This is a genomic window from Streptomyces sp. NPDC088762 (assembly GCF_044750905.1).
In the GTDB taxonomy this organism is placed as follows: domain Bacteria; phylum Actinomycetota; class Actinomycetes; order Streptomycetales; family Streptomycetaceae; genus Streptomyces.
In genome coordinates this window covers 278,633-296,998 of the sequence record NZ_JBIVKT010000004.1, presented here as the reverse complement: position 1 = coordinate 296,998, position 18,366 = coordinate 278,633, and the positions used below count along the sequence as shown (strand labels likewise).

Sequence of the window (18,366 nt, the reverse complement as noted above, 5' to 3'; positions counted from 1 at the left end):
GCGGAGTTGGGGGAATCACCCGGTGCAGGTGTTCGAGCGTGCATACTGCCCGGGTGACCAGCATCGTGATACCGGCCCACAACGAGGGCCGGGTCATCGGCCGCCTCCTCGACGCGCTCCTGGCCGGCGCCGCGGCCGGGGGCACCGGCACCGGCGGCGACGTGGACATCGTCGTCGTCTGCAACGGCTGTACGGACGACACCGCCCGGGTGGCGGCCGCGCGCGGGCCCCTGGTGCGGGTGGTCGAGATCCCGACTCCTTCCAAACACGCGGCACTTCGGGTCGGCGACGAGCACGCGCGGGGCTTCCCCCGGGTCTACGTGGACGCCGATGTGGTCGTGGGGGCCGCCGACGTGCGGGCCCTGGCGGGCGCGTTGTCCCGGAGCCCGGACCTGCTGGCCGCCGCCCCGGACCGCGAGATCCCGCTGACCGGGTGCGCGTGGCCGGTACGGGCCTACTACGGGGTGTGGCAGCGGCTGCCGGCCGTCCGCGAGGGGCTGTTCGGCCGGGGGGTCATCGCGGTGTCGGAGGCCGGCCACGCCCGGATCGCCGCCCTGCCCCCGCTGATGGCCGACGACCTGGCCGCCTCCCAGGCGTTCGGGCCGGGGGAGCGGCGCGTGGTCGACACCGCCCGGGTGGTGGTGCATCCGCCGCGCACCTGGTCGGACCTGGTCAGGCGGCGGATCCGCGCGGCCACCTCCTCGGCGCAGTTCGAGCGCTTCCAGGAATCGGGGCGGGGAGGGGCGGCGGCCGCACCGTCCGCGCGCACCGGCACGGCCGACCTGCGCGCCCTGCTCAGGGACCGGCCGCGGCTGCTCCCAGGCGTCGTGGTGTTCGCGGCGGCGGCCCTCGCCGCCCGGCGGGGAGCGCGCAAGGCCATCCGGAACGGGGACTTCTCCACCTGGCTGAGGGACGAGAGCAGCCGTACCGGGAGCTCCTGACCATGTACCTCGCGGACCGCTCCGCTCCCGCCCGGCCGAAGAACGGGCCGGGCCGCGGACCCGTACGGGCGCGCGCGCTCACCCCGGCCGTCCTCGCGCTCGGCACCGTCAGCCTGATCACCGACGTCTCCTCCGAGATGGTCACCGCCGTCCTGCCCCTGTACCTCGTCGCCGGACTGGGCCTGAGCCCCCTCGGCTTCGGCGCGCTCGACGGCGTCTACAACGGAGTCAGCGCCCTGGTGCAGCTGACCGGCGGGCACCTCGCCGACCGGGTCCGCAACCACAAGCTGATCGCCGGAATCGGCTACGGCCTGTCCGCCCTGTGCAAGCCGCTGCTGCTGTTCGCCCACGGCCTCGGCCCGGTGGGCGTGGTCCTCGCCCTGGAACGCACCGGCAAGGGGCTGCGCACCGCGCCGCGCGACGCGCTGATCTCCCTGTCCGCACCCGCCGGATCGCAGGGGCGGGCCTTCGGCGTGCACCGGGCCATGGACACCACCGGGGCACTGCTCGGCCCGTTCGCGGCCTTCCTGATCCTGAGCGCGGTGGCCGACGGATACGACACCGTCTTCGGCGTGAGCGCGTGCGTGGCCGTCCTGGGCGTGGTGGTCCTCGTGCTCTTCGTACCGGGAACCCCGGGCGCGGGTGCAGCCGCCACCATGGGCGGCGCGCCGGAGCCGGCCGGGGTGCGGCCGCCCGCCCCGCGTCCGCGCGAGGCACTGGCCCTGCTGCGGCTGCCCCGGCTGCGCGCCCTGGCGGGCTGCGCCGCCCTGCTGGGCCTCACCACGGTCAGCGACGCCTTCGTCTACCTGATGCTGCAACGGCGCACCGGCATCGGCGAGCAGTGGTTCCCGCTCCTCCCGCTCGGCACCGCCGCGGTGTTCCTGCTGCTGGCCGTACCCGCCGGGGTCCTGGCCGACCGGATCGGGCGGCGCACCGTGTTCCTGACCGGGCACGCGCTCCTGCTGGCCGCCTACGGGCTCCTGCTGTGGGCGCCCGGCGGGCAGCCGGCCCTGCCGTACCTGGTCCTCGTACTGCACGGCCTGTTCTACGCCGCCACCGACGGAGTGCTGCCCGCCGCCGTCGCCGCCGCCGTTCCGGGACGGCTGCGGGCCACCGGCCTGGCCCTCGTCGGCACCGGGCAGGCGCTGGCCCGTTTCGGGTGCTCGCTGGCCTTCGGCGGGGCGTGGACGCTCTGGGGCCCCGGTCCGGCCCTCGCCGGCGCGGCGGCGGGCCTGCTGTGCTCGGCCGTCGTGGCCGCCTTCGTGCTGCGGCCGGCCACCCCTTCGGTGCCGGTCGCCCCTTCGGCTCCGGTCGACCCCTCGGCTCCGTCCGCCCCCGACGCTTCCCCACGCCCGCGAGGAACCCGATGACGCTGTCACGCCGCCTGCTCGTACTCGCCGCGGCGGTGCTGCTGCTCGCCGGCCTCGCCGCCACGCTGGTGCTGCGCGGCGCCTCCCGCGCCGCCCAGCCGCAGGCCGGCCACCCGGCGGTCGCCGCGGGCCGGGTCACGCTCGCCCAGCGGGACGCGCTGGCCTTCCTCAGCGCGGACAGCGGCCCGCACCGCGGCGCCCTGGTGTCGGTTCCGGCCGGGAAGCCCGAGGCCGGACGGACCGCCTCCGAGCTGACCTGCCGGCGCTTCCACGCCGCCGCGGGCACCGGCGTGTGCCTGCGCTCGACGCCCGGAGCGCTCGCCCAGGACAACCGCGCCCTGATCGTCGACGCCGAGCTGCGCACGCGGCGCGAATTCCCCCTCGCGGGCACGCCCAGCCGGGCCCGCGTGTCCCCGAGCGGCCGGTTCGCCGCCTGGACCGTCTTCGTGTCCGGCGAGTCCTACGGCTCCGCGTTCTTCTCCACCCGTACCGCGATCGTGGACACCCGCAGCTGGGAACTCGTGCCCAGTCTGGAGGAGTTCACGATCCTCATGGACGGCCGGGAGTACCGCGCGGCGGACGTGAACTTCTGGGGCGTCACCTTCTCCAAGGACGACGACACCTTCTACGCCACCCTCGCCACGGCCGGCCAGACCCATCTCGTCAGGGGCTCCCTCTCCCGCCGCACGGTCACCACCCTCGCCCAGAACGTCGAGTGCCCCTCCCTCTCCCCGGACGAGACCCGCATCGCGTACAAGAAGCGCGTGCAGCGCGGGGCCTCGCTGTGGCGCGAGCACGTGATGGACCTCGCGACGCTCCGCGAACACGCCCTGGCCGAGAAGCGCAGCGTGGACGACCAGGCCGCCTGGCTCGACGACCGCACCCTCGCCTACGCCCTGCCCGCCGACGGCGTCGTCGACAGCACGGACCTGTGGACCGTCCCCGCCGACGGCTCGGGCACCCCGCGCCTCCTGACCCCGTCCGCCGGCTCCCCGGCCCGCCTCGGCTGACCTCCCCCGCGCGGGGTGCGCCGCCCGTGGACCCGCACCGGCGGTGAGGGGACCGTTACGGCACGCGCCTTCCGAAAATCTGCACATCGTGTGCGTGACCGGGACGGCCGGCCTCCACAACTCCCGTACGAGCGCCAGCCGTAGCCTTGCATTCGTGGTGTTTTGCCCCGATCGGTTCCATGTAAGGAACAGGCGGCGCGTATGTGTTACTCGATCTTGTGAAGAAGCCGTCACTTTTCAGTGAATGATGCTCCACGGTGGGCGTCAGAGGTGCCCATCCGGCCGTGATGGGACGTCAACGGGATTGGCCGGGCCACCCGTTCGCGTGCTTTCATCATGCGCACTGCGGCGGTGGTGAATGACGGCCGGGTTTTTCGGGCCCCCAACTGCCGCAGGAAGTTATTCCTCCCCCCAATGAAAGGTGCGCGCCATGCGTAACGACATCGAGACCCGTGAGATCGACGACACCGAGCTGGACGCCGTCTCCGGCGGCCTCATCAACGTGTCCGGCGGCCTGGCCGGCGCCGTGACCAGCGACGTCAACGACGTCGTCGGCCTCGTGGGCTCCCTCAGCACCGTCCAGACCGCCACGGGCATCGTCTCCCACGTCCCCGGCCTGGTCTCGGGCATCACCGGCGTTTCGGTGAACACCGGTCGCGCCGGTCTCTGATCGGGAAATACCCAGAAACCCCGGAGTGCACTGCCGCGGCTCCGGGGTTCCTGGCTGCCCGCACGCCCGACCGTACGAATGCAGTTGAAGGAATAGTCCGTGCAGTTTCGCCAAAAGGCGCTTTCCAAGCTGCAATCGCCCGAAGAGCTCGACGTGCCGGTGCGTTTCGCCCGCCCGCAGGGCCGGCTCGTCCTGGCCGTCACGGTGGTCGTCATGGCCGCCGCCTGCTTCTGGGCCTTCACCGGCACCGTGTCCTCCAAGCTGACCGCGCCCGGCATCCTCACCCACGCCGAGGGCAGTTACGTGCTCCAGAGCCCCGTCGCCGGTCAGGTCACCGGCATCCTCGCCGAGGAAGGCCGGCTGCTGGCCGCCGGAACGCCCTTGTTCAACGTCCGTACGGAGCAGGGCGACCGTCCCGTGCGCGTGGTCACCGCCGGCCGGCTGACCACCCTCGTCGCGAAGGTCGGCTCGGTCGTCACGACCGGTGCGGACGTCGCCACGGTGGAGCGCGTGCAGGGTCCGGACGACCCGCTGGTGGCCGTGCTGTACGTGCCGGGCGGCAGCGGCCCGGCGATCCCCGTGGGCGCCTCCGTCGACCTGAGCGTCCAGTCCGTCCCGCAGCAGCAGTTCGGCATGCTGCGCGGCCGCGTCAAGGCGGTCGGCCGAGCGCCCCAGACGCAGGCGCAGATCAGCGGCTTCCTCGGCGACCGCGGCCTCGCCGAGCAGTTCTCCCGCCAGGGCAACCCGGTCGCCGTGCTCGTCCAGCTGGAGCGCTCCTCCACCACCAGGTCCGGCTACCGGTGGTCCTCCACCGACGGGCCCCCGTACGCCGTCGACTCGGCGACCCCCGTCGCCGGAGCCGTCCATCTCGCGGCCCGCCGCCCCGTCGACTGGCTGCTGCCGTGACCGCCCCGCAGGCTCCGCAGCTCCCGCCCGCCGGACGCCGCCGCCACCGCCCCGAACCCAAGGGCGGCAGCCGCCGCAGACCGCCCGCGCCCGCCCCCCGGGGCAGGACGCCCCGCCCCGTGCGCACCCCCACGGTGCTCCAGATGGAGGCCGTGGAGTGCGGCGCCGCAGCCCTCGCCATGGTGCTCGGCCACTACGGCCGTTTCGTCCCCCTCGAAGAACTGCGCATCGCCTGCGGCGTCTCCCGCGACGGCTCCCGTGCCAGCAACCTCCTGAAGGCCGCCCGCAGTTACGGACTGGCGGCCAAGGGCATGCAGATGGACCTGGCCGCGCTCGCCGGGGTGCGCGCCCCGGCCGTGCTCTTCTGGGAGTTCAACCACTACGTCGTCTACGACGGCATGGGCCGCCGCCTCGGCCGCCGCGGCGTGTACGTCAACGACCCCGGCAAGGGACGCCGCTTCGTACCGATGGAGGAGTTCGACACCAGCTTCACCGGCGTCGTCCTCACCTTCGAGCCCGCCGAGGGCTTCCGCCGCGGCGGCCGCAAGCCGGGCGTCCTGGGCGCCATGCCCGCCCGCCTGCGCGGTACTTCGGGCACCATGGCCGCCGCCGTGGTCTCCAGCCTGCTGCTGGTGGCCGTCGGCGTGTCCGTACCGGCCCTGAGCCGCACGTACATCGACATGTTCCTCATCGGGGAGCAGACGTCCCTGCTGGGCGTGCTGTTCGCGTCGATGGCCGTCGCCCTCGTCCTCACCGCGACGCTCACCGCGCTCCAGCAGGCCAATCTGCTGCGCGGGCGGATCATCTCCTCCACCCTGGGCAGCGCCCGCTTCCTGCGGCACCTGCTCAGGCTCCCCGTCACCTTCTACGCGCAGCGCAGCCCGGCCGATCTGGTCCAGCGCCTCCAGTCCAACGACGCGGTCGCCGAAACCCTCGCCCGGGACCTCGCCGCCGCGGGCGTGGACGCCGTGGTCGTCGTGCTCTACGCCGTGCTGCTGTGGACGTACGATCCGCAGCTCACCCTCGTCGGGGAACTGATCGCGCTCCTCAACGTGGTGGCCCTGCGGATCGTGATCCGCCTGAGGGCCACCGGCACCCAGAAGCTGCGCGCCGAGAGCGCCCGGCTGACGAACACCTCCTACAGCGGCCTGCAGCTCATCGAGACGATGAAGGCCACCGGCGGCGAGAACGGCTTCTTCCGCCGCTGGGCCGGACAGCACGCGGTCACCCTCGACGTGCAGCAGCGGCTCGGCGTGCCCAGCGCGTGGCTGGCGATCGTCGCGCCCACGCTGGCGGCGCTCAACAGTGCGCTGATCCTGATGATCGGCGGCCTGCGGGCGGTGGAGGGCCACCTCACCGTCGGTCTGCTCGTCGCCTTCCAGGCCCTGGTCACCAGCTTCACCGCACCGATCTCCCGGCTCGGCGGCGTCGCCGGCAGGATCCAGGACTTCGCCGCGGACGTCGCCCGCCTCAAGGACGTCGAGAACTTCCCCGCCGACCCGGTCCACTCGCGGCGCGAGCCCGCCGTCGGCACCCGACGCCTCAAGGGCCACGTGGAGCTGGAGAACGTCACCTTCGGCTACAGCCCGCTGGACGCCCCGCTGCTCAAGGACTTCTCCCTGTCGGTCGGCCCCGGCCGGCAGGTCGCGCTCGTCGGCGGCTCCGGCAGCGGCAAGTCCACCGTCTCCCGGCTGATCTCCGGCCTCTACGCCCCCTGGGAGGGCACCGTCCGCATCGACGGGATGCGGCTGGAGGACATCCCGCGCGGCGCGCTGGCCGCCTCCGTCTCCTTCGTCGACCAGGACGTCTTCCTCTTCGAGGGCACCGTCCGCGACAACGTCACCCTGTGGGACCCGTCCATCCCCGACGAGGCCGTCACCGCCGCCCTCGAGGACGCCGCCGTCCTCGACGTGGTCGCCCGCCGCCCCGGCGGCATCCACAGCCGCGTCGAGCAGGACGGCCGCAACTTCTCCGGCGGCCAGCGCCAGCGCCTGGAGATCGCCCGGGCGCTGGTGCGCCGCCCCAGCGTCATGGTCCTCGACGAGGTGACCAGCGCCCTGGACGCGGTGACCGAGCAGATCATCATCGACAACCTGCGCCGGCGCGGCTGCGCCTGCGTGGTCATCGCCCACCGGCTGAGCACGGTGCGCGACAGCGACGAGATCCTCGTACTCGACCGGGGGACGGTCGTGGAGCGCGGCCGGCACGAGTACCTGGTCGCGGCGCAGGGTCCGTACGCCGAACTGGTCAAGGAGCACTGAGGTGACGTACGCGCCCCACCACGACACCGTCACCGCCTTTCCCGGCCCGGCGGGCGGGGCCCCCGACCCGGTCGTCGCCGCGCTGGGCGGACTGGGCGCGCCGGTCGACTGCACGGGACTGCGCAGCCTGTCCCTGGAGGGCCCGCTCGTGCTGTGGCTCGTCGTGCGGGGCGAGCTGGACCTCTTCGCCGTCGACGCCGCCCAGGCCGGGCACTGGCACTTCCTGGGGCGGCTGGAGCCGGGCACCCTGCTGCTGGGTCCGGCCGAGGGACCGGACCACACCCTCGTCGGCCGGCCCCTCCAGGGATGTCTGCTGCGCCGCATCGAACTGCGTGAGCTGTACCGCCCGGACTACGGCGACCGGTTCGCGGGCGACGGGTTCCAGGGCGACCCGTTCGCGGGCGACCCGTACCAGGGCGGACAGTGGTACGCGGACCAGGCGCACTACGGCGCGGCCCCCGCCGCCCGGCCGAGCCCGCTCGAGGACGCCTTCGCGCGCGGCATCGGCCGCGGCCTGCGCGTGCTCTACCAGGCGCAGCCGGACGGCAGCGCCGGCCCCACCGGCCACGGCGGGGCCGACGACGACATCCTGTGGATGCAGATCACGCCCGGCAGCGTGCAGTACGGCGCCGTGTACGAGGCGGAGGCGGTCGGCACCCTCCTCGTCGACGCGGCGGTGTGGCAGGGCATGGTCGACCAGCAGTACCGGCTGCTGTACGCCCTGGACCGCTGGATCGAACGGCTCGAACGCGCCCACGAGGACCGTACGGCGGCCGGCATCGAGGCCGGCCGGGCGGCCAGCACCCAGGCGGACCGGACCCTGCTGGCGTCCATCGGCCGCTCCGGGCGGGACACCCACCGGGCCGCGAGCGCCGATGCCACCTTCGCCGCCTGCCGCCTGGTGGCCGCGGCGGCCCGCATCACCCTGTCGGAACCGGACGGGCCCGGCGACCCGTCGGACCAGCTCGACCCGGTCGAACGCATCGCCCTCGCCTCACGGATCCGCACCCGGCCGGTCCGGCTCGCCCGACGCTGGTGGCGGGAGAACAGCGGCCCGCTGGTGGGCCGGCGCGAGGAGGACGCAGCCCCCGTCGCCCTGCTGTGGCGGCGAGGCGGCTACGAGGCGGTCGACCCCGCCACCGGCACGCGCGAGCGCATCGGCAAGGCCAACGAGGCCGCCTTCGCACCGCACGGCGTCATGCTCTACCGCCCGCTGCCCGACGGCCGGGTAAGCCTGCCGGCGCTGCTCCGCTTCAGCGTGCGGGGCACCTTCCCGGAGCTGCGCAGCATCATCCTGGGCGGGCTGGTCGCGGTGGTCCTGGGCGCGCTGGTGCCCGTCGCCACCGGCGAGGTCCTCGGCCGGTACGTCCCGCAGGCCGAGAGCGGCCTCATCGTGCAGACCGGGGTGGCCCTCATCGCCACCGCCGTCGTCTCGGCCGCCTTCATGCTGCTGCAGAACACCTCGATCCTGCGCATGGAGGGCCGGATCGAGGCCACCTTGCAACCGGCGGTGTGGGACCGGCTGCTGCGGCTGCCGACCACGTTCTTCGCCGGCCGCTCCACCGGCGAGCTGGCCGGCGCGGCGATGGGCATCAGCGCCATCCGCCGCGTGCTGTCCGGCATCGGCTCGGTGTGCGTACAGGCGGGCACGGTCGGCACGATGAACCTCGTGCTGCTGCTCGTCTACAGCGTGCCGCTGGCGATGGCGGCGCTCGCCATGCTGGTCGTCATCGCGGCGGTGTTCCTGGGCCTGGGGCTGTGGCAGCTGCGCTACCAGCGCCGGCTGATCACGCTCGGCAACAAGCTCAACAACCAGGCCTTCCAGACCCTGCGCGGCCTGCCCAAGCTGCGCGTCGCCGCGGCGGAGAGCTTCGCGTACGCCGCCTGGGCCCGGGAGTTCGCCCGCACCCGCGACCTCCAGCAGCGCATCGGCCGGATCCAGAACACCATCACGGTGCTGGGCGCCGTCTACCTGCCGCTGTGCACCCTGGTGATGTTCATGCTGCTGGCCGGGCCGGCCCGCGGCGCCATGTCCGCGAGCGAGTTCCTCACCTTCAGCACCGCGCTGACGATGCTCCTGTCCTGCGTCACGCAGCTGACGGGCGCCCTCATCTCGGCCGCCGAAGTACTGCCGATGTTCGAACAGATCAAGCCGATCCTCCGGGAAGCCCCCGAGGCGGGCCGCTCCAGCACCCGGCCGGGCCGCCTGACGGGCGCCATCGAGGCCAAAGGCCTGTCCTACCGCTACTCGGACGACGCCCCGCTCACCCTGGACGACATCAACCTCACCATCAGGCCCGGGGAGTTCGTCGCGATCGTCGGCGCCAGCGGCTGCGGGAAGTCGACCCTGCTGCGGCTGCTCATCGGCTTCGACAAGCCGGTCTCCGGCAGCGTCCTGTACGACGGCCAGGACCTGGCGGCGCTCGACCAGGCGGCCGTGCGCCGCCAGTGCGGAGTCGTCCTCCAGAACGCCCAGCCGTTCACCGGCTCGATCCTCGACTGCATCTGCGGCGCCGGAACGTTCTCCCTGGAGGAGGCCTGGGAAGCCGCCGCGCTCGCGGGCCTGGCCGAGGACATCAAGGCCATGCCGATGGGCATGTACACCATGCTGTCCGACGGCGGCGGAACCGTCTCGGGCGGCCAGCGCCAGCGCCTGATGATCGCCCAGGCCCTCATCCGCAAGCCGCGCATCCTCTTCTTCGACGAGGCCACCAGCGCACTGGACAACGACGCCCAGCGCGTCGTCATCGAATCCACCCGCGCCCTGCAGGCCACCCGCATCGTGATCGCCCACCGCCTGTCCACGATCATGGACGCCGACCGTGTGATCGCCATGGCGGACGGCCGCATCGTCCAACAGGGCCCCCCGGCCGACCTCCTGGCCGACCCGACGGGCCTCTTCCACGACCTGGTCCGCCGCCAGCTGCGCTGACGGCGTACGTCTACGGCGTCTGCGCCGGAGTGAACTTCGCGAGGATCAGCAGGGTGTCGACGAGGTCTTCGGCGGGCGCGCCGGTGGCCAGGCGGCGCAGCTGCTGGCCGAAGACCAGGGCGACGGCCGCGCCCGCCAGCCGTTCGGGGTCCGCCGCGCCGAGCTGGGTCAGGATCCGGGTGGCCAGCAGGTCGTAGGCGGCGAAGCATTCGGCCGCGGCGGCGCGCAGCCGTTCGTCGCGGCCGGCCTGCACGTACAGCTCGAAGGGCGCGATGTGGCGGCTGTCGAAGGCGTTGCCGCCCGCGACCTGCGCCACCACCTCGGCCGCCTGCCCTATGTCGAAGCGCTCGTCGGTGCAGGCGTCGGCGAGCTCCGTGAAGTGCCGGGTCTCCTCGGCCACGAAGTGCAGCAGGCTCTCGCGCAGCAGCTCGTGCTGGGTGGCGAAGTGGTAGGTGACGGAACCGAGGGAGACGCCGGCCTCCTTGGCGATCCGCCGGTTGGTGACGGCGGCGATGCCGTCCTGCCCGATGATCCGCAGTACGGCGTCGATGATGCTCTGGCGGGTGTCGGAAGCAGGGGGCATGTCGACATTCTGCCCCATCCGCCGCCGCCGTGACGTCCCGTGCGGGGGCAGGGAGTTGGGGGGCCCGTGGTGTGGACACGGGGCGGAGCGATCTCTACTGTTCGTTCGAACGAACAGCAGAGGGCAGTCGCACGGGAGGCATCGTGGACATATCCGGATCGAACGTTCTGCTCACCGGGGCTACCGGAGGCATCGGCTCAGCCCTGGCGGCGCGGCTGGCGGCGCAGGGAGCCCGCCTCACGGTCACCGGCCGCCGCGAGGAGGCCCTGAAAGCCACCGCCGACGCCTGCGGCGCCCGCACCGTGGTCGCCGATCTGGCCCTCCGGTCCGACGTGGTCCGGCTCGCCGAGACCTGCGCCGAGACGGACGTCCTCGTCGCGAACGCCGCCCTGCCCGCCAGCGGCGACCTCCTGGACTACACCGAGGAGCAGCTCGACCGCGCCCTCGACGTCAACCTGCGCGCGCCCGTCCTGCTGTCCCGGCTGCTCGCGGAGCACATGGTGGCCCGCGGCCGGGGCCACATCGTGCTGGTTGGCTCGATCTCCGGCAAGGCGGCGACCAAGTCCACCTCCCTCTACAACGCCACGAAGTTCGGGCTGCGCGGGTTCGCCCTCGCGCTGCGCCAGGAACTCAGGGGCACGGGGGTGGGGGTGTCCCTCGTCCAGCCGGGCTTCGTCCGCGACGCGGGGATGTTCGCGGCCACGGGCGCCACCCCGCCGAACGGCATCAGGACCGTGACGCCCGCGCAGGTCGCCGACGGCGTCGTACGAGCCGTCCGCCGCGACCGGTGCGAGGTCAACGTGGCACCGCCGGAACTGCGGCTGCTGAGCGCCATCGCCGGGCAGTTCCCCGGGTTCGCCGAGCGCGTCCAGGCCCGCGCGGGCGTCGACGGCTCGGTGCGCCAGATCGTCGAGGCCCAGCGCTCGCGCCGCTAGGGCCTGTCGTCACACTCCCCTCGTCGCCCGGAGGGCGGCGCCGCGGCGTCTGGTGCGCGCTCTCGGCGTGCCGGGGGGAAGGGATGGTCCACTCCACCCCGGGCTTCGAGGCGAGGACCGGGGATCCGCTGAGCAAGCGCACGCCGGCCGTGTTCTTCGACGTGCTGCGCACGTTGGCGGAGGGCGGGGTCACCGTCGTCGCGGAGGCGGCGTTCCAGGACAAGGTGTGGCGGCCGAACCTGGAGCCGCCGGCGGAGATCGCGGACATCCGCGTGGTGCGGTGCACCGTGGACAGCGCGGTGGCGCACGAGCGGATCGTGCGCCGGGCCGAGCAGAGCGCCCGGCGGGCGGCCCACGCCGACCAGGAGCTGCTGCAGGCCATCGCCGACGGCGAGCGCCCGCTGGAGTCGTGGATGCCGATCGCGATGGACGTGCCGACCCTCGTCGTGGACACGAGCGACGGCTACCAGCCGGGCCTCGAGGAGATCGTGTCCTTCGCCGGACGGCCGACGGCCGGCCGTGCGACGTGAGCCTCCGCCGCGGCGGCCGGCTACTTCGTGCCCGGAGTCCACTTCATGCCGAGCCGGTACGCCCGGGAGATCACGTCCTGGACACCGGGCCCGTCCTGCGGCGTGAACCACCGCACCTCGCGGCCGATCACGAGCTCGCCCTTCTGCCGCTTGATCAGGGCGATGGCGCAGGCGTGTGCCTGGGGCGGACAGTCGTCGAGGCTGACCCGGAACCGGTCACCGCGGTCGGAGGTGAGCGTCACCACGGCATCGAGGCCGCGGAAGTCCCCCGACCCCTCGTAGATGTAGACGAAGAGCAGGAGCTTCTGGAACTCGGCGCGATGGTCCAGGTTGATGACGAGGTTCTCGCCCGCCGCACGAGCCCCGGTCCGATCGTCCGAGTCCAGCGCCACGTAGGGGAAGCGGTCCACGGCACCGAACGCGTTCCCCAGGGCCTGCACCACGGTCTTGGTGCCGTCGGTGCACCGGATCATGCAGCCCAGGTCGAGGTCCACGTTCCCGGCCGTGGCCGATCGCCATGACGCCCGTATCCGGCCGAAGAACCCCCGGGCCTCGCCGGCTGCCCGCGCGGCCGCCGCCTGCGGTGACGTCCAGTTCAGATTGACCTTGATCAGCCCCGAGGACACCCCGTGCTTGTCCAGTGAAACCGTGGGCGACGCTTTGGTCAGACTCACCGTGGCGGGCTGGGCCATGTGACACCTCTCGCAGAGATCCATGTGCAGGGAAGTACCGGGACGGGGGCGAACGCAGGGAACGGCGCGTCCCGGCCGCCTGACCAGGGAAACCCTTCTGCCGGAGCCGGGCGCCGACTTTCCCCGAGCCGAGACCGATTCGTCACATCCGACCGTTCACGGGGAGCAACCCCGCCCGGACACCTCCCGGTTGGGGCGGCCCGCCGGCCGCGGGAGCGGGAGGCCGGGCAGGCGGAGGCAGCGGGGCCGGCACATCGGCGGGGGCGCGGGACGCATCGGGTGAATCTCGCTGGTGGGGCCGCGAACGTCCCCGTTAGCATCCGACGGTGACGATGCCGCCGGACGAAACCTTCCAGGACGCGGTGCGTCGAGCCGACGTCGACTGGCTGGCCGGCCACGTGGACGCGCAGCTCTGCCCGCCGGCCGTCTTCGGACGACTCATCCGGCATGGAGATCCCCGCCTGCGACATCTGGGGCTGCTCCTCCTGACCGAGCGCGTCACGTCGGGCCGGACGGACGACGAGCCCGAGATGGCCGGGCTCGCGGCGCTGCTGCCGGCATCGGTGGAGGGATCGCCGGAGGCGGCGCTCGTCCTGGCGCGGCTCCATGAACGACTGGGGCCGTATCTCCGCGGGCTGCGCCGGCCGTCGTGGCGTACGGCCGAGCTGCCGGTACGGGTACGGATCGCCTGGCTGCGCGCCGAGCTGCTGAACGAGCCGACGGTGATCCGGAAGGAACCGCCGGGCGAACTGCTGTACCAGGCCGTGCGGGAAACGACCGTGACCAGCGCGCACCGGCCTGAGCAGCTCGTGAACGAGCTGGTGGACAGCGGTGACCCGGTGTTGCAGGCCGCGGCGCTGCGGCTGGCCCGGCAGGGGCTGCACGCCGGTCTGCTGGCTCCCGTTCCGGTCCGCGCCCACCTGATCGGCCTGCTCGATGCCGACAGCGCAGACGTCGTAGCCGCCGCACTGGAGGAACTCACCGAGCCCTGGGCGGCGTTGGATCCCCTGCCCGCGGCACGCCTGGCTCCCTTCCTCGACGCCGATTCGGTGAGGACGAGGCCCGAGGTGGCCGATGCCGCACTCGCGGCTGCGGCCCGTCACGGCCACCGCGGCCTGCTGCGGCAGGTCATCGACGATCCTGATCTGCCACCGGGTCTTCGGCGGCGTGCGATGGAACGGCTCGGGGACCTGGCGGACCGCAGTGACATCGGCGCATTGACGGCCATCGCCGCACGGGACCCGTTGCTGTTCGGCGGGCCGGCGGTGACATGCCTGCGGGGGCTCCACCGGCGCGGGCACTTCCCGGACGGTCCGCACGTCCCGTCCGTCATCGGCCTGGCGCTGGCCGATCACTCGATTCCGCCCCACGACGTCGCGACGATCCTGTTCACCTGCCGGCAGGTGATGTTCCGTGAACTGGTGGATGCGGCCGCCGGCGATCCGAGCTGGCCGCGGCGGCTCACGCTGCTGGTCGCCCTGGCCGAACAGGGGGCGGGGGAACTTCCGATCGGGGACGCGATCACGCGGGTCCTCCCCTCGGCTCCCGTGGCGGGCCCCTTCCTCGAGGCGATCCGCGCGTTGCGCCATGTGGATGCCGAGGACGACGTGATCGCTCTGCTGCCGTCGGCTCCCGCAGCGGCCCTGGACGCTCTGGAGGCCATCGGCGGGCACCGGACGACGACGGCGCTGAGGGAAGGGCTGGGTCTCGCCACCGAGGGGACCGCGGGTGCGATCGCACCGCATCTCCGCGGGGTGCGCAACCGCGCCCTTGAGGTGCTGTGGCATCTGACCCACGATCCGTCCCAGCGGCGCTCCGTCCTCGTCCGCCTCGACCCCGCCGATCTGCCGGCTCGCATCGCGGCGGACCTCGGTGGCCCGGACGAGCAGGAACTGGCCCTCCTGAGTTCCCATCTCGACCCGGACGAGCCGGTGGCGGCCCTGTGCAGACTGGCCGCCCACGGCGGCGCCGGCACCCTGCCGGTCATCGCGGACCTGCTCCTGCGCATCGTGGCCGACCTGGCGGCGTCCCGGGACCCGGTCGGCGCCGCCGCCCCGCGACGGGAGAAGGTACAGCCGGCCGGGGAGCCCGTGGTCCCCCAGGAGATCCTGGAGGCCGTACACGGCCTGGGCCGTCGGCTGTACGAGAGGGGCCGGATCAGGCCGTCCTGCCTGCTCGACGCGACGACCGCACGAGAGGCCGGAGACGCGCTCGTCGCCACCATGGCACTGGATCTGCTGGACCGGCACGGGCTGTCGAGCGGCGAGCAGGCGATCCTGCTCGAACTCCTGCTCCGGGCCCCCTACGCACGCACCCGCGCGCGGGTGCACCGCCTGCTGCGTCACCGCGACCGGCACGTGCGCAAGCACGTCATCGCGTTGCTCGCCCGCGACGCCGCGGGGGAGGATGCCCAGGCGTTGTCGGCGACCTTGATCGCGATGACCGCGGCCCAGGACATCCAGACCGTACGGCAGGCCCTGCTCGCCCTCGGTCACGCCCGGGCCCGCTGGGCCTCCACCGCGATCGCCGCATGTCTCGGCCATCCGAACATGAACATCAAGAAGACCGCCGCCGAAGTGCTGGTCCGGGTGGGTACGCCCCCGGCGGTACCGGCGCTGCTCCACCGGCTCGGGCACCACGACAATCCAGGCCTGCGGGCCACGCTCATCGAGGCCCTGCGCGCCATCCTCGGCGACGCCTACCCGGCGACCGTCCTCGCCGCCGCCGAACACAGCGAGGACGGCCGGGCCCGCGAACTCCTCCTGGAAGGCCTCGACCACACCCTGCCGGCACGCTCGGTCCTCGCACTGGACGCCCAGGCAGCACGGGTCGTACCGGCCCTGCTCGCTCTGGTCGCGACCGGCCGGGTCCGCCTCGCCTCCGGGACGATCGAGGACCTGTCGACGGCCCTGGCCCGGCACGGGATCACCACGTCCGCCGCGCCACGGCCGGCGGTGGACAGCACCGTGGACCCGGACGTCCGGTCGCTGACGGCGGAAGGCTGGGATCCGTCGGTCGCCCTGCGCATCGCCGCCCGGCACGAGCTGCCGGACCCCGCCCGGCTCCGGGTACTGCGGCCCATGCTGGCGGACTGGCTTCGCCTGGCCGCCTCCGAACCCGCCGTCCGGGGCCGCGTACTGCGCCTCATCCTCCGGCTCTGCCCTGCACCGTGGACGACCGGGGAACTGACGGCCTTCGCCCGGGACACCAGGGTCCTCCTCGACGGGCTCGCCGAGGCCTCGGCCGAAGACCGGCAGGACCTCATCGCGGTACTCGAAGCGGTCGCGCCGACTCTGCCGGCGGCCCGGAAACCGGCTGTCGCCGACGCGGTACGCGCGCTGCCCCCCGCGCCCGCGGGAAGCCGGTCCACACTGGCGCTGCTCCGCAGCCTCGACGCCGTGCTGGTCCGCGCCGACCTCGAGCAGGCACTCGCTTCGGCCCGGCTGGGCGCCGACCCCTGGCAGGCCGAGACCGTTGTGCTGCGGGAGGCGTTCGCCGCCCCGCCGTCCCCCGCGGGCACCGGACCGGCCGAGACCGTGGCCTGGCGCGCCGCGCTGGTGGCCGCAGTGCGCACACCGAACGCCCTGGAGGAATTCCGCCGCCTGTGCCGGCAATACGACGGCATCCCGAACTCCCGGGACCGCCTGACCCTCCTCATCGATGCCTACGCCTCTGCCGGCGACGAGGTCCGCACCGCCCTCATCGACTGGATGACGGATGTCCAGCCCCTCGACGCACCACCCTGGACCCTCACCGAAAGCACCCACGCGCCGGCGCCGCGAGCGCGGACCGTGCACCCCGACGACCTCGACCAGCCCCGTTCGGCCGCACTGCGCGAACGCCTGCTGGCCATGCTGCAGGCATCCGATCCGGACCGCCGGCACACCGCGGCCCTGGCGCTCTCGGAGTGGCCCGAGCCCGAGGCCGCGCTTCCCGTGCTCCGAGCGTTTCTGCGGGGCCGCATCGACATACCCGTCGGTGCCGGCCTGGCCCGCGCACTGCGCGCCATCGGTGAGACGGAACTCCGCGCCGACGACGTCCTGCACGACAGGGTCGCCCTCGTCGCCGGCCGACTCGACCCGTGGGACCTGGAACCGCTGATCCCGCTGCTGCTGGAATGGTGGGAGCACGATCCCGCGCCCGGCAGCTCCGCAGCCGCGCGGGCGCTGCGCCGGGTTCCCGCCGACGTGCTCGCGGAGCACCTCGGAGCCCGCCTCGCCGCCGGCGCCTGGGGCTTCCTCGACCTGCTCCGCGGGCGCCCCCTGCTGCGCACCCCTGCGCTGACCGAGACCTGCCGGCGGCTGAGCGCCGAAGGCCGCGACGACCTCGCGGACAGGCTGCTGCTCGTCGAGGGCCCGCTCCGCCGCCCGGACGCCGCACGCCAGGACGCCGCCGCGCTGGCAGCGCTCCGCGACCGTTCCCCGGCCGAGCCGACAGGAACGCCTCAACCCGCTTCCCGCCACACACTGTTGGCCCTGGCCCGTACCGGCGATCCGGTGCACATACGCCGAGCACTCACCCGACTGTCCGAGGGGCACAGCAGCGCCGACCCGGACCGGGACCCCGCCCTACGCGACCTGATCGGTGAGCTGCTGCGTCACCCCAAGCCCAAGGTCCGCCTGCACGCCCAGCGAACGTCGCGGGCGATGCTGGACCGGCAGACCTACCTGCACCACACGTCGCTCCTGCTGAACGACCCCCAGCCGGACCTGGTGCGCAGGGCGATCCGAACCCTCTGCCACGCGAACTGGGCCCCCGCGATCCCTGCCGTCACCGCAACGCTGGAACACTCCCACCCCGCCGTCCGCAAGGCCGCGGCCGAGGGGCTCATCGCAATGGGAGCACCGGCGATCCCCGCTCTCAGACATGCCGCAGTCCACGCCCGTCCCGACAAACGGCCCCTCTACACAGAGGTTCTCGAACAGATCACGACGAAGGAGAGCCGCTGACCTGGCGGGCCGGTCCCCAGGCGGACCACGCGGCCAAGGGCGCCCGGCGTGCCGCGCGCGGCTAACACCCGTCGCCGAGGTTGATCCCCGACGCGGCGGCCGAGTACACGACGTACAGCTGGATCAGTTCCATCGGAATCGCGAGGACGCTGAACCACACGGTGGTGCCGGCGAGGAGACCCGGCCAGGTCTCCCCGAGCCGGAGACCGTACTGGCCGCTCAACCGCCGCGCGAGCAGCAGGCACACCCCCACCGCCGCCACGCCGGCGACCACGCCGCCCCACCCGGCGGCATACTCCGCCATGGGGAAGGGCAATGCCCGACAGGCTGCCCGCTGCTGGTCGGCCCACTCGTGCTGGATCTCCTGCGTGTGCAGGGAGATCGCCACACCGGCCACGATCAAGAGCGGCACCATCAGTGCTGCCGTCACGGTGCCGAACGTGACGGCACGCGGGCGCGCGCTGCCGTCGCTCGGGGCGGGGGAGGGCGAGTTGGCGGCCATCAGTATCAATCCGGTTCCGGGCGGACGATGCGGATACGCTGCTCGCCCCCGTTCCTGTTCGCGATGTGTTCCCGGCTGTCCAGGC

13 protein-coding genes are annotated in these 18,366 nt (G+C 73.4%); 10 read left to right on the top strand and 3 right to left on the bottom strand.

Translation table 11 applies throughout. From position 1 onward, the window contains the following. The first annotated feature begins 53 nt into the window (after positions 1 to 53). The 7 genes from ACIP5M_RS12840 (at position 54) to ACIP5M_RS12810 (ending at position 10,090) form a co-directional block, all read left to right on the top strand. A complete protein-coding gene (locus tag ACIP5M_RS12840; RefSeq protein ID WP_401195692.1) occupies positions 54 to 941 on the top strand; it encodes a glycosyltransferase in 888 nt (295 codons plus the stop codon). Between the two features lie 2 nt (positions 942 to 943). After that, complete coding sequence (locus tag ACIP5M_RS12835; RefSeq protein WP_401195689.1) at positions 944 to 2,311, top strand: MFS transporter; 1,368 nt, start codon at positions 944 to 946, stop codon at positions 2,309 to 2,311. After that, positions 2,308 to 3,321: a TolB family protein gene (locus ACIP5M_RS12830; RefSeq protein ID WP_401195686.1), complete on the top strand. Its 1,014-nt coding sequence runs from the start codon at positions 2,308 to 2,310 to the stop codon at positions 3,319 to 3,321. The genes ACIP5M_RS12835 and ACIP5M_RS12830 overlap by 4 nt, the downstream gene beginning before the upstream one ends. 430 nt (positions 3,322 to 3,751) lie before the next feature. Beyond that, positions 3,752 to 3,991: a hypothetical protein gene (locus ACIP5M_RS12825; protein ID WP_401195684.1), complete on the top strand. Its 240-nt coding sequence runs from the start codon at positions 3,752 to 3,754 to the stop codon at positions 3,989 to 3,991. A 99-nt stretch (positions 3,992 to 4,090) separates the two neighbouring features. Continuing rightward, positions 4,091 to 4,897 (top strand): hypothetical protein, encoded by an 807-nt coding sequence (locus ACIP5M_RS12820; protein ID WP_401195682.1) that lies wholly within the window; start codon positions 4,091 to 4,093, stop codon positions 4,895 to 4,897. Next, on the top strand, positions 4,882 to 7,158 hold the full coding sequence (locus tag ACIP5M_RS12815) for an NHLP family bacteriocin export ABC transporter peptidase/permease/ATPase subunit (RefSeq protein ID WP_401196308.1): 2,277 nt from the start codon (positions 4,882 to 4,884) through the stop codon (positions 7,156 to 7,158). Before ACIP5M_RS12820 ends, ACIP5M_RS12815 begins: the two co-directional genes overlap by 16 nt. Before the next feature lies 1 nt (position 7,159). Further along, positions 7,160 to 10,090 carry an NHLP bacteriocin export ABC transporter permease/ATPase subunit gene (locus ACIP5M_RS12810; RefSeq protein WP_401195680.1) on the top strand — a complete coding sequence of 977 codons (2,931 nt, stop codon included), beginning with the start codon at positions 7,160 to 7,162 and terminating at the stop codon, positions 10,088 to 10,090. A gap of 10 nt (positions 10,091 to 10,100) precedes the next feature. On the opposite strand, the gene ACIP5M_RS12805 is transcribed toward ACIP5M_RS12810, so the two are convergent. Next, positions 10,101 to 10,673, bottom strand: a complete 573-nt coding sequence (locus ACIP5M_RS12805; RefSeq protein ID WP_401195677.1) for a TetR/AcrR family transcriptional regulator — start codon at positions 10,671 to 10,673, stop codon at positions 10,101 to 10,103. A gap of 143 nt (positions 10,674 to 10,816) precedes the next feature. Between ACIP5M_RS12805 and ACIP5M_RS12800 the strand changes: the two genes are divergently transcribed. Next, on the top strand, positions 10,817 to 11,608 hold the full coding sequence (locus tag ACIP5M_RS12800; RefSeq protein ID WP_401195674.1) for an SDR family NAD(P)-dependent oxidoreductase: 792 nt from the start codon (positions 10,817 to 10,819) through the stop codon (positions 11,606 to 11,608). A gap of 83 nt (positions 11,609 to 11,691) precedes the next feature. Next, positions 11,692 to 12,138 carry an ATP-binding protein gene (locus ACIP5M_RS12795; protein WP_401195672.1) on the top strand — a complete coding sequence of 149 codons (447 nt, stop codon included), beginning with the start codon at positions 11,692 to 11,694 and terminating at the stop codon, positions 12,136 to 12,138. A 20-nt stretch (positions 12,139 to 12,158) separates the two neighbouring features. On the opposite strand, the gene ACIP5M_RS12790 is transcribed toward ACIP5M_RS12795, so the two are convergent. After that, a complete protein-coding gene (locus tag ACIP5M_RS12790; RefSeq protein ID WP_401195669.1) occupies positions 12,159 to 12,830 on the bottom strand; it encodes a hypothetical protein in 672 nt (223 codons plus the stop codon). A 332-nt stretch (positions 12,831 to 13,162) separates the two neighbouring features. Between ACIP5M_RS12790 and ACIP5M_RS12785 the strand changes: the two genes are divergently transcribed. Beyond that, entirely contained in the window at positions 13,163 to 17,779 is a 4,617-nt protein-coding gene (locus ACIP5M_RS12785) for a HEAT repeat domain-containing protein (protein WP_401196305.1), read from the top strand. 61 nt (positions 17,780 to 17,840) lie between these two features. On the opposite strand, the gene ACIP5M_RS12780 is transcribed toward ACIP5M_RS12785, so the two are convergent. Beyond that, positions 17,841 to 18,209 carry a hypothetical protein gene (locus ACIP5M_RS12780; RefSeq protein ID WP_401195668.1) on the bottom strand — a complete coding sequence of 123 codons (369 nt, stop codon included), beginning with the start codon at positions 18,207 to 18,209 and terminating at the stop codon, positions 17,841 to 17,843. Positions 18,210 to 18,366: the final 157 nt, after the last annotated feature.